At 59.6% G+C, this 12,053-nt stretch carries 10 protein-coding genes; 8 read left to right on the top strand and 2 right to left on the bottom strand.

Features of this window, described 5'->3' with window-relative positions; genetic code table 11:
• Positions 1-85: 85 nt before the first annotated feature.
• Complete coding sequence (locus tag M9827_RS27450) at positions 86-802, bottom strand: SIMPL domain-containing protein (protein ID WP_137219250.1); 717 nt, start codon at positions 800-802, stop codon at positions 86-88.
• Between the two features lie 301 nt (positions 803-1,103).
• Between M9827_RS27450 and M9827_RS27455 the strand changes: the two genes are divergently transcribed.
• The 4 genes from M9827_RS27455 to M9827_RS27470 all read left to right on the top strand — a co-directional run bounded on the left by M9827_RS27455 (position 1,104) and on the right by M9827_RS27470 (position 5,683).
• Positions 1,104-2,366: an ATP-binding protein gene (locus M9827_RS27455; protein WP_134174566.1), complete on the top strand. Its 1,263-nt coding sequence runs from the start codon at positions 1,104-1,106 to the stop codon at positions 2,364-2,366.
• Complete coding sequence (locus tag M9827_RS27460) at positions 2,359-2,919, top strand: response regulator transcription factor (RefSeq protein WP_003221630.1); 561 nt, start codon at positions 2,359-2,361, stop codon at positions 2,917-2,919. Before M9827_RS27455 ends, M9827_RS27460 begins: the two co-directional genes overlap by 8 nt.
• Before the next feature lie 96 nt (positions 2,920-3,015).
• The gene (locus M9827_RS27465) at positions 3,016-4,743 is read left to right on the top strand and encodes an ABC transporter ATP-binding protein/permease (protein WP_250608344.1); all 1,728 of its coding nucleotides are present in this window, start codon (positions 3,016-3,018) and stop codon (positions 4,741-4,743) included.
• 190 nt (positions 4,744-4,933) lie between these two features.
• Positions 4,934-5,683, top strand: a complete 750-nt coding sequence (locus M9827_RS27470; RefSeq protein ID WP_250608352.1) for a FadR/GntR family transcriptional regulator — start codon at positions 4,934-4,936, stop codon at positions 5,681-5,683.
• 4 nt (positions 5,684-5,687) lie between these two features.
• Here the strand turns inward: M9827_RS27470 and M9827_RS27475 are convergent, their stop codons facing one another.
• Positions 5,688-6,068, bottom strand: a complete 381-nt coding sequence (locus tag M9827_RS27475) for a hypothetical protein (protein ID WP_250608346.1) — start codon at positions 6,066-6,068, stop codon at positions 5,688-5,690.
• Between the two features lie 296 nt (positions 6,069-6,364).
• Here M9827_RS27475 and kdgD point away from each other — a divergent pair, with 296 nt between their 5' ends.
• The 4 genes from kdgD (at position 6,365) to garD (ending at position 11,871) form a co-directional block, all read left to right on the top strand.
• Complete coding sequence (kdgD, locus tag M9827_RS27480) at positions 6,365-7,276, top strand: 5-dehydro-4-deoxyglucarate dehydratase (protein ID WP_007915340.1); 912 nt, start codon at positions 6,365-6,367, stop codon at positions 7,274-7,276.
• A 75-nt stretch (positions 7,277-7,351) separates the two neighbouring features.
• A complete protein-coding gene (locus M9827_RS27485) occupies positions 7,352-8,797 on the top strand; it encodes an aldehyde dehydrogenase family protein (RefSeq protein WP_123451647.1) in 1,446 nt (481 codons plus the stop codon).
• Between the two features lie 33 nt (positions 8,798-8,830).
• Complete coding sequence (locus M9827_RS27490) at positions 8,831-10,306, top strand: MFS transporter (protein ID WP_502943474.1); 1,476 nt, start codon at positions 8,831-8,833, stop codon at positions 10,304-10,306.
• 11 nt (positions 10,307-10,317) lie between these two features.
• Positions 10,318-11,871 (top strand): galactarate dehydratase, encoded by a 1,554-nt coding sequence (garD, locus tag M9827_RS27495; protein ID WP_250608350.1) that lies wholly within the window; start codon positions 10,318-10,320, stop codon positions 11,869-11,871.
• Positions 11,872-12,053: the final 182 nt, after the last annotated feature.

Genomic DNA, 12,053 nt, shown 5'->3' on the forward strand with positions numbered 1-12,053 from the left:
GGCGGATTGTTCGCTATAAATCCTAGGCACAAAAAAACCGCCGATCATTCACCGATCGGCGGTTTTTTATTCAGCCTAGATCAAATCACTGCATCAACACTTCAATCGAGCCATCAGCCGTCATGCTGACTTGGCTGGTGCCCGCTTCAACTTCCGGCGTAACCGGTGCCGAATCCATCGCCGCCGCTTTCATCATCATCGGTGCGCGCAGGTACGGCTGTGGATAACCGTTACTGTTGAGGTTCAGGTTGACGATTTTGTAACCCTTGCCGCCCAGTGCATCAGTGGCCAGTTGCGCGCGGGCCTTGAAGGCGGTTACGGCTTCTTTGAGCAGGGCGTCTTCACTGGATTTGCGGGTCGGGTCGGCGATGGCGAAGTCCATGCCGCCCATTTTCAGGTCGCCCAGCAGTTCGCCGGTGAGTTTGGACAGGGCGGCGAAGTCGGCGCTTTCCAGGCGCAGTTCGGCGCGTTCACGCCAGCCGGTGATCTTCTGGCCTTTGGTGTCGTAGATCGGGTAGCTGTTGCGGCTGCCTTGGCGCAGGGTGATGTCTTTGACTTGCTTGGCCTGGGCCAAGGCCTTGTTCATGGTGGTGCTGACGTCGGCGGCGAGTTTCGCCGGGTCGGTGTTTTGTTCTTCGGTGTAAAGGGTGACGATCATCAGGTCGCGAGCGACTTCCGTGCTGACTTCGGCGCGCAGGGAAATCTGGTTGTAGTGCAGCTCATCGGCGGCCAGCGCCGGAAGGCTGGCGATGCTGCCGACGGTCAGGGCGAGAAGGGCGGCGCTGCGGCGGAATGTGTGCATGAAAGCTCCTTGATGAGGGCGCAGGTGATGGTTCGGGGGCCTGCGTGAAACCATCAGACTCTAGCTTTTATGATCCGGTTCGCCCAGTTACAACTTCTATACAGATGACCGTAGCGGCTGCGAAGCCATTCGCGAGCAGGGGAATGCATTTCAAAGGTGGGAGCGAGCCTGCTCGCGAAGACGTCCTTATAGCCGCCGATAATGTTTTTGCCATGTGGTTGTTTGCCGCACTTTCGCCTCTCAAGCCCGCGGCTTGGTTATACTCCGTGCGATCCGCCTGGAGCGCTCATCAGGAGAGCTCATGCTCGCCCCCGTACAATTGACTTCCGCCACTCGCCAGAACCTCTGGCGACTGACTTTCATCCGCACCCTGGTGCTCGCCGCGCAGGCCGGTTCTGTAGGCCTGGCCTACTGGCTGCAACTGCTGCCGTTGCCGTGGGTGCAACTGGCGATGACCCTTGGCTGCTCGACGTTGCTATGCGTGTTTACCGCGGTGCGTTTGCGTACCTCGTGGCCAGTGACCGAACTCGAATACGCGCTGCAACTGGCCTGTGATCTGGTGATCCACAGTGCGCTGCTGTACTTCTCCGGTGGTTCGACCAATCCCTTTGTTTCCTATTATCTGGTGCCGCTGACCATCGCCGCGGTGACGCTGCCGTGGCGTTATTCGGTGATCTTGTCCGGCATCGCGCTGGCGTTGTACACCGTGATGTTGACGCGGTTCTATCCGCTGGAAACCTTGCCGGTCGCCCGCGAAAACCTGCAGATCTACGGCATGTGGCTGAGCTTCGCGCTGGCCGCTGCGGTGATCACCTTCTTCGCGGCGCGCATGGCTGAAGAGTTGCGCCGTCAGGAAGAGTTGCGCGCGATTCGCCGTGAAGAAGGCCTGCGTGATCAGCAATTGCTCGCCGTCGCCACGCAAGCCGCTGGTGCCGCCCATGAACTGGGCACGCCGCTGGCGACCATGAGTGTGCTGCTCAAAGAGATGCAGCAGGATCACCACGACCCGATGTTGCAGGACGATCTGAAGGTGCTGCAGGATCAGGTCAAGTTGTGCAAAGAGACCTTGCAACAACTGGTGCGCGCCGCCGAGGCCAACCGGCGTCTGGCTGTCGAGATGCAGGACGTCACCGACTGGCTCGACGAAGCGCTGAACCGCTGGCACTTGATGCGTCCGGAAGCCAGTTACCGCTTCCACCGGCTCGGCCAAGGCACCGTTCCGCGCATGGCGCCGCCGCCGGATCTGACTCAGGCGCTGTTGAATCTGCTCAACAACGCCGCCGACGCCTGCCCGGAAAACCTCAAGGTGACCCTGGACTGGGACGCGGAAACCGTGACCATCAGCATTCGTGACCACGGCGCCGGTGTGCCGCTGGCCATCGCCGAACAGATCGGCAAACCGTTTTTTACCACCAAGGGCAAAGGTTTCGGCCTGGGCCTGTTTTTGAGCAAGGCCAGCGTGACACGCGCCGGCGGCTCAGTGAAACTCTATAGTCATGAGGAAGGCGGCACGCTCACCGAGCTGCGCCTGCCCCACGGCGCCCGAGGAGACCAACATGAGTGACGAAATCCAAGTCGAAGGCGAAGAACTGCCGCATTTGCTGCTGGTCGACGACGACGCAACGTTTACCAGAGTAATGGCCCGCGCGATGGCTCGCCGTGGCTTTCGCGTCAGCACCGCCGGTTCCGCCGAGGAAGGCCTGACCATCGCCCAGGCCGATCTGCCTGACTACGCCGCGCTGGACCTGAAAATGGACGGCGATTCCGGTCTGGTGCTGCTGCCCAAACTGCTGGAGCTGGACCCGGAAATGCGCGTGGTGATCCTCACCGGTTATTCGAGCATCGCCACCGCGGTCGAAGCGATCAAGCGCGGCGCCTGCAATTACCTGTGCAAACCGGCCGACGCCGACGATGTGCTGGCCGCGTTGCTCTCCGAGCATGCCGACCTCGACAGTCTGGTGCCGGAAAACCCGATGTCGGTCGACCGCTTGCAGTGGGAACACATCCAGCGCGTGCTCACCGAGCACGAAGGCAACATCTCCGCCACTGCCCGCGCCTTGGGCATGCACCGCCGCACCCTGCAGCGCAAACTGCAGAAACGCCCGGTTCGTCGCTGAACCTGTGCTGAACGACTATCGCCAGCCCTCGCGATAAAACGCACCGATCATCTATGATCGGTGCGTGTCTGTTCTTTTCTATATCGAGCCTTATCCATGAATCAGAACGCTGAATATTCCGCGGTCAACGATGCTGTGCGCGGGCAGTTTTTTCGCAAGGCGTGGGCGATGATCACGCCGTACTGGCGCAGCGAAGAGAAGGGCAAGGCCTGGATATTGCTGATTGCCGTGATCGCGCTGTCACTGTTCAGCGTGGCGATCTCGGTGTGGATCAACAGTTGGTACAAGGATTTTTACAACGCCCTGCAAAAGAAGGACGAAGCGGCGTTCTGGCAGTTGATTCTGTACTTCTGCGGCATTGCTACGGTGGCAATCCTTGGGGCGGTGTATCGCCTCTATCTGACGCAGATGCTGACCATCCGTTGGCGGGCATGGCTGACCGAAAACCACTTCAAGCGCTGGCTCGGTCACAAGAACTACTATCAGCTGGAGCAGGGCGGTTACACCGATAACCCCGACCAGCGGATTTCCGAAGACCTCAATACCTTTACCGCCAACACGCTGAGCCTGGGCCTCGGGCTGATTCGTACCGTGGTCAGTCTGGTGTCGTTCTCGATCATTTTGTGGGGCGTTTCCGGCAGTATCGAGGTGTTTGGCATCGAGATCCCCGGCTACATGTTCTGGTGTGCGCTGATTTATGCCGCTGTCGGTAGCTGGCTGACGCACCTGATCGGTCGACGCTTGATCGGCTTGAACAACCAACAACAACGCTTCGAAGCTGACCTGCGTTTCTCCATGGTGCGGGTGCGTGAGAACGCCGAGAGCATTGCTCTGTACAACGGTGAACCGAACGAAAATCGTCGTTTGAGCAGCCGTTTCGGGCTGGTCTGGCACAACTTCTGGGACATCATGCGCGTGTCCAAGCGTCTGACGTTCTTCACCTCGGGGTACGGCCAGATCGCGATCATTTTCCCGTTTATCGTCGCCGCGCCGCGTTACCTCTCGGGCAAGATCGAGCTGGGCGAACTGATGCAAATCAACTCGGCATTCGGCAACGTGCAGGAGAACTTCAGCTGGTTCATCGACGCCTATGCGTCCTTGGCGAACTGGAAGGCCACCACTGATCGTCTGCTGAGTTTCCGTCAGGCCATGACCGACAACGAAGAGCGTACGCCGGCCATCGATGTGCAGAATCAGGGCAGCGAATTGCAGGTGCACAACCTCGGGCTGGATCTGGCCGATGGTCGTCATCTGCTGACAAGCGCCGACATGACTGTGGAGCCGGGTGAACGCGTGATGCTCAGCGGTCGCTCTGGCAGCGGCAAGTCGACGTTACTGCGGGCGATGGGGCATTTGTGGCCGGCGGGGCACGGCAATATCCGTTTGCCGGCGGCGCGTTACCTGTTCCTGCCGCAGAAACCGTATCTGCCGATCGGCACCCTGCGTGAAGCCTTGAGTTATCCACAACCGGGCGACACCTACGCGCCGGAACGTTATGCACAAGTGTTGGAAACCTGTCGCTTGCCGCATCTGGTTGCGCGGCTGGACGAGGCCAATCACTGGCAACGCATGCTGTCGCCGGGCGAGCAGCAACGATTGGCCTTCGCTCGCGCACTGCTTTACGCGCCGCAATGGCTGTACATGGACGAAGCCACTTCGGCGATGGATGAGGAAGACGAAGCGACGCTGTATCAGGCGTTGATTGATCAGATACCGGGGCTGAGCATTGTCAGCGTCGGCCATCGCAGCAGTTTGAAACGCTTCCATCCACGGCATGTGCGGATCGACAGCGGGCATTTGGTTGAACAGACCGTAACTGCCTGATCAATACACATCCCATGTGGGAGCTGGCTTGCCAGCGATGGCGTTGGTTCAGTCGACATCTTCATCGACTGGTATGGCCTCATCGCTGGCAAGTCAGCTCCCACAGGATTTGTATGGAAAAGGAAAGTGATCGTACAACCCGCTTGAGCTATCATGCCCCCAAGCCGATTTTCGAGACTAGATGCACACCATGGAAAACCTGATCGACACCCCGCGTCTCCCGCGCAAGCGCCGCAGCCTGGCCCAGGAACTGGTGACGGTGCTGAGCGAGCAGATCCGCGATGGCCTGCTCAAGCGCGGTGACAAACTGCCTACCGAGTCGGCGATCATGGAAGCCCATGGCGTCAGCCGCACGGTGGTGCGCGAGGCGATTTCCCGTTTGCAGGCTGCAGGGCAAGTGGAGACTCGCCATGGCATCGGCACCTTTGTGCTCGACACGCCAAGCCCGAGCGGTTTTCGCATCGACCCGGCCACCGTTGTCACTCTGCGCGATGTGCTGGCCATTCTCGAACTGCGCATCAGCCTCGAAGTCGAATCTGCCGGCCTTGCCGCGCAACGTCGCAGCCCTGAGCAATTGGCGACCATGCGCGCCGCCCTCGATGCGCTCAACGAAAGTGCAGCCCACGCCAGTGATGCTGTCGCGTCCGACTTTGCCTTCCACCTGGAAATCGCGCTGTCCACCGGCAACCGCTACTTCACCGACATCATGACCCACCTGGGCACCAGCATCATTCCGCGTACGCGGTTGAATTCGGCGCGCTTGGCTCACGATGATCAACAGCACTACATGAGCCGCCTGAGCCGTGAGCACGAAGAAATCTACGACGCGATTGCCCGTCAGGATTCCGATGCGGCGCGTGCCGCGATGCGCCTGCACCTGACCAACAGCCGTGAAAGACTGCGCCAGGCCCATGAAGAGGCGCAGGCGCAGCGGGGTTAAGCCGTCAGGCCTCGATCCGCAACGTCAACGCCTGCGAGAACGGCTCCATACTCGACTCATCGACAAACTTGTAGCGCAATTCGACATCCGTGTTCAGGTACGGACGCAGTGCCTCTTTGGGGATCTGCAATTCGATCCCCATTAGTTTCTCCATCTCGTCTTCGGCATCGTCCCAGGTGCCAGTGTCCACTTCTTCGCCTGCCCATTCCGGCTCTTCCGGGTTGTCACCGAGAATCGGGTAAACGCTCCAGTTCGCCGGAAAATCGCTGGAATCCGGGACCTGCATGATCAATACATCGGGTAGCGCGGATAGCTGAAGGGTGAGGGTGTCAGAGGCAGAAGAAGCGATTTGCGCGAGGGTCGGTGCAGCATAATTCACAAACATTTCGGTTTCCTTCGAAGGTCCGCCACGATCCTTCGTGGCAGTCGTCGCACCTTACCCGGCGTTTCTCCAGCGCTCAGTAAACGAATCTTGACCAGACATTTCCGCGCTGGAACCCTTTAAACACGTGCTTTTGCGATGAGTCCTGCCAAGCCTTAAACACTTTTGTCCGACAAAAAAACACCCACAACGATGAAATGCAGTTGACGGTTATCTTTTAAGTTGTACGATGACCTACAACTTCAGCGAGTGCTGAACGATCCACTCACAAAAAACGTTGCTACCAGGGTGTTCGAATAATGAATCCACAAGAACTGAAGTCCATCCTCTCTGCCGGCCTGCTGTCCTTCCCGGTGACCGATTTCAACGCGCAGGGCGATTTCAACCGCGCGGGCTACATCAAACGCCTGGAATGGCTGGCCCCGTATGGCGCTTCAGCCTTGTTCGCCGCCGGCGGCACCGGTGAGTTCTTCTCCCTGGCCGCCAGCGAATATTCGGAAATCATCAAGACTGCCGTCGACACCTGCGCCACCAGCGTGCCGATTCTGGCCGGTGTCGGTGGTTCGACCCGTCAGGCCATCGAATACGCGCAGGAAGCCGAGCGTCTAGGCGCCAAAGGCCTGTTGCTGCTGCCGCACTACCTGACCGAAGCCAGCCAGGACGGTGTTGCCGCTCACGTTGAAGCGGTGTGTAAATCGGTCAACATCGGCGTGGTCGTCTACAACCGCAACGTTTGCCGCCTCAACGCGCCGCTGCTGGAACGTCTGGCCGAGCGCTGCCCGAACCTGATCGGCTACAAGGATGGTCTGGGTGATATCGAGTTGATGGTGTCGATCCGTCGCCGCCTCGGTGATCGCTTCAGCTATCTGGGTGGTCTGCCGACCGCCGAAGTCTACGCCGCTGCCTACAAGGCTTTGGGCGTGCCGGTCTACTCCTCGGCGGTGTTCAATTTCATCCCGAAAACCGCGATGGACTTCTACCACGCGATCGCCCGTGAAGATCACGCCACCGTCGGCAAGATCATCGACGACTTCTTCCTGCCGTACCTCGACATCCGCAACCGCAAGGCCGGTTATGCCGTGAGCATCGTCAAGGCAGGCGCGAAAATCGCCGGCTATGACGCAGGCCCGGTGCGGGCGCCGCTGACCGACCTGACCGGCGAAGAGTACGAAATGCTCGCCGCGCTGATCGACAAGCAAGGTGCGCAGTAATACCCGAGAAAAGCGAGGCCGCTGAGCAATCAGCGGCTTTTTGCGTGAAGGCTTTGAGAAGTGAGGGCTGCCCCTGTGACAACTGCAAAACGCTACGACAACTACATTAACGGTGAATGGGTTGCCGGTGCCGACTACTCGGCCAACATCAACCCGTCGGAACTGAGCGACACCATCGGTGATTACGCCAAGGCTGATCTGACTCAGGTTCACGCCGCCATCGACGCCGCCCGCGCGGCCTTCCCAGCGTGGTCGACTTCGGGCATTCAGGCCCGCCACGATTCGCTGGATAAAGTCGGCAGCGAAATCCTCGCCCGTCGCGAAGAACTCGGCACGTTGCTGGCCCGGGAAGAGGGCAAAACCCTGCCTGAAGCCATCGGCGAAGTGACCCGCGCCGGCAACATCTTCAAATTCTTCGCCGGTGAGTGCCTGCGTCTGTCCGGCGATTACGTGCCGTCGGTGCGTCCGGGCGTCAATGTTGAAGTCACCCGCGAAGCACTCGGCGTGGTCGGTCTGATCACCCCGTGGAACTTCCCGATTGCAATTCCGGCGTGGAAAATCGCGCCAGCCTTGGCCTACGGCAACTGCGTGGTATTGAAACCGGCCGATCTGGTGCCGGGTTGCGCCTGGGCACTGGCGGAAATCATCTCCCGCGCAGGCTTCCCGGCCGGCGTGTTCAACCTGGTGATGGGCAGCGGTCGCGTGGTTGGCGATGCGTTGGTGCAGAGCCCGAAAGTCGACGGTATCAGCTTCACCGGTTCGGTGGGTGTGGGTCGTCAGATCGCGGTCAACTGTGTGTCGCGCCAGGCCAAGGTTCAACTGGAAATGGGCGGCAAGAACCCGCAGATCATTCTCGACGACGCCGACCTCAAGCAAGCAGTCGAGCTGTCCGTGCAGAGCGCGTTCTACTCCACCGGCCAGCGTTGCACCGCGTCGAGCCGCTTGATTGTCACTGCCGGGATTCACGACAAGTTCGTTGAGGCCATGGCCGAGCGCATGAAGTCGATCAAGGTCGGCCACGCGTTGAAATCCGGCACTGATATTGGTCCGGTTGTTTCCCAGGCGCAGCTGGAACAGGACATGAAGTACATCGACATCGGCCAGTCCGAAGGTGCGCGTCTGGTCAGCGGCGGTGGTTTGGTGACCTGCGACACCGAAGGCTACTTCCTCGCGCCCACCCTGTTTGCCGACAGTGAAGCGTCGATGCGCATCAGTCGCGAAGAGATTTTCGGCCCGGTGGCCAACATCGTTCGCGTGGCCGATTACGACGCGGCGCTGGCGATGGCCAATGACACCGAATTCGGTCTGTCGGCGGGTATTGCAACCACCTCGTTGAAGTACGCCAACCACTTCAAGCGTCACTCCCAGGCCGGGATGGTCATGGTCAACCTGCCGACCGCTGGTGTGGATTACCACGTTCCGTTCGGTGGGCGTAAAGGTTCATCCTATGGCTCCCGCGAGCAAGGCCGCTATGCGCAAGAGTTCTATACCGTGGTGAAAACCGCCTACGTAGGCTCCTGATACACGCAATACCCCTGTAGGAGCTGCCGAAGGCTGCGATCTTTTGATCTTAAAAGATCGCAGCCTTCGGCAGCTCCTACAGGGAATAGATGCAAGACCAAAGAAGATTCACCCGCGCATAAAAATAATCAGTGGGAGTACCTCTACATGCAATCGTCCAAGCCGACTCACGTCCGCTATTTGATCCTGCTCATGCTGTTTCTGGTGACCACGATCAACTACGCCGACCGCGCCACGATCGCCATCGCCGGCTCCAGCCTGCAAAAAGATCTGGGCATCGACGCGGTTACCCTCGGCTATATCTTCTCTGCATTCGGTTGGGCCTACGTGGCCGGGCAAATCCCCGGTGGCTGGCTGCTCGATCGCTTCGGCTCGAAAAAAGTCTATGCCCTGAGCATCTTCACCTGGTCGCTGTTCACCGTGCTGCAAGGCTTTGTCGGTGAGTTCGGCATGTCCACCGCCATCGTGGCGCTGTTCATGCTGCGCTTCCTCGTCGGGCTGGCTGAAGCGCCTTCGTTCCCCGGTAACGCGCGCATTGTTGCGGCGTGGTTTCCAACCGCTGAACGCGGCACTGCCTCGGCGATCTTCAACTCGGCGCAATACTTTGCCACCGTGTTGTTCGCACCGCTGATGGGCTGGATCGTGTATTCCTTCGGTTGGGAGCACGTGTTTATCGTCATGGGCATCCTTGGCATCATCTTCTCGCTGGTCTGGCTGAAAGTGATCTACAGCCCGCGTGAACACCCGCGCATCAACGAGGCTGAGTTCAACCACATCGCTGAAAACGGCGGCATGGTCGACATGGATCAGAAGGGCAAAAAGTCCGACGGTCCGAAGTGGGACTACATCCGTCAGTTGCTGACCAACCGCATGATGCTTGGCGTGTATCTGGGCCAGTACTGCATCAACGGCATCACCTATTTCTTCCTGACCTGGTTCCCGGTGTACCTGGTGCAAGAGCGTGGCATGACCATTCTCAAGGCCGGTTTCATCGCCTCGTTGCCGGCCATCTGCGGCTTTATCGGTGGGGTGCTCGGCGGGGTGATTTCCGATTATCTGCTGCGCAAGGGCCACTCGCTGACCTTCGCCCGCAAAGCGCCGATCATTGCCGGTCTGCTGGTGTCGAGCAGCATCGTTGCCTGCAACTATGTTGATGTGGAATGGATGGTCGTCGGCTTCATGGCCCTGGCCTTCTTCGGCAAAGGCGTTGGTGCACTCGGTTGGGCGGTGGTCTCCGACACTTCGCCAAAACAGATCGCCGGTCTGAGCGGTGGCCTGTTCAACACTTTCGGCAACATCGCTTCGATCACCACGCCGATCGTGATTGGCTACATCATCAGCTCCACCGGTTCGTTCAAATGGGCACTGGTGTTCGTCGGTGCCAATGCACTGGTCGCGGTGTTCAGCTATCTGGTCATCGTTGGCCCGATCAAACGCGTGGTTCTTAAAGAGCCGCCAACCAATGGCGGTGCTGAAGCCGCCGGTAAATTGTCTCAAGCGCATTCCTGAGGAGCGGCGTCATGCAGTTGATTGAACATTCCGACTCGCCGCGCTACATCCGCCTGCACGAGCGGGACAATGTGGTGGTAGTGGTCAACGACCAGGGCGCCCCGGCCGGTACTGAGTTTGCCGATGGCCTGGTGACGCTGGAATTTGTGCCGCAGAGCCACAAGGTCACCCTCGAAGACATACCCGAGGGCGGCCCGGTGATTCGCTACGGTCAGGTGATCGGCTACGCATTACAGCCGATTCGCCGCGGCAGTTGGGTCAAGGAAGATCAACTGCGCATGCCGACCGCACCGCCGCTGGACAGCTTGCCGCTGTCCACCGACGTACCGGACGCGCAGACACCGCTGGAAGGTTTCACCTTCGAGGGTTATCGCAACGCCGACGGTACCGTCGGCACGCGCAACATTCTCGGGATCACCACCACGGTGCAGTGCGTTACCGGTGTACTCGATCACGCGGTCAAGCGCATCAAGGAAGAACTGCTGCCGAAGTACCCGCACGTCGATGACGTCATCGCGCTAACCCACAGTTATGGCTGCGGCGTGGCGATTACCGCCACCGATGCCTACATCCCGATTCGTACCGTGCGCAATCTGGCGCGCAACCCGAACCTCGGTGGCGAGGCGCTGGTGATCAGTCTGGGCTGCGAGAAACTGCAGGCCGGGCAGGTGATGCACAAGGACGATGCGTCGGTGGATCTCAGCGATCCATGGTTGTATCGCCTGCAGGACTCCAGTCACGGTTTCACCGAGATGATCGAGCAGATCATGGAACTGGCCGAAGTCCGCCTGAAGAAGCTCGACCAGCGCCGCCGCGAAACCGTGCCAGCGTCCGAGCTGATCCTCGGCATGCAGTGCGGCGGCAGCGATGCGTTTTCCGGGATCACTGCCAACCCGGCACTGGGCTACGCCTCGGACCTGCTGCTGCGGGCGGGGGCGACGGTGATGTTTTCCGAAGTCACCGAAGTGCGCGATGCGATTTACCTGCTGACTTCACGCGCCGAAAGTAAAACCGTCGCCGAGGAACTGGTGCGCGAGATGGATTGGTACGACCGTTATCTGGCCAAGGGTGAGGCGGATCGCAGCGCCAACACCACGCCGGGTAACAAGAAGGGCGGGCTGTCGAACATTGTCGAGAAGTCGCTGGGGTCGATCGTCAAATCCGGCTGCAGCGCGATCAATGGCGTGCTTGGCCCGGGCGAGCGTTTCAAGCACAAGGGTTTGATTTTCTGCGCGACGCCGGCGAGCGATTTTGTCTGCGGTACGTTGCAGTTGGCGGCGGGGATGAACCTGCATGTGTTCACCACCGGGCGTGGCACGCCGTATGGTCTGGCGATGGCCCCGGTGGTGAAGGTCTCGACGCGCACGGAATTGGCGCAGCGCTGGCCGGATCTGATCGATATCGACGCCGGGCGGATTGCCACTGGACGCGCGACCATCGAGGAATTGGGCTGGGAGTTGTTCCACTACTATCTGGATGTGGCGAGCGGCAAGCAGCAGACATGGGCGGAGAAGCACAAGCTGCATAACGACATTACGTTGTTCAACCCGGCGCCGATTACTTGATGGTTTGGGGGTGGGTCAAGAGCTACCCTCACCCCAGCCCTCTCCCTGAGGGAGAGGGGGCCGACCGAGTTGTCTTGCGCAATACATCGACCTGAAATACCGAGTTGATTATTGCAGTGGTCTAATTTCCCCGGACACCTCGATAGGTGGAAAATACATCTATTGAGGAGTTATTCATGACT

This window comes from Pseudomonas sp. AKS31 (assembly GCF_023634765.1).
Taxonomy (GTDB): Bacteria; Pseudomonadota; Gammaproteobacteria; order Pseudomonadales; family Pseudomonadaceae; genus Aquipseudomonas.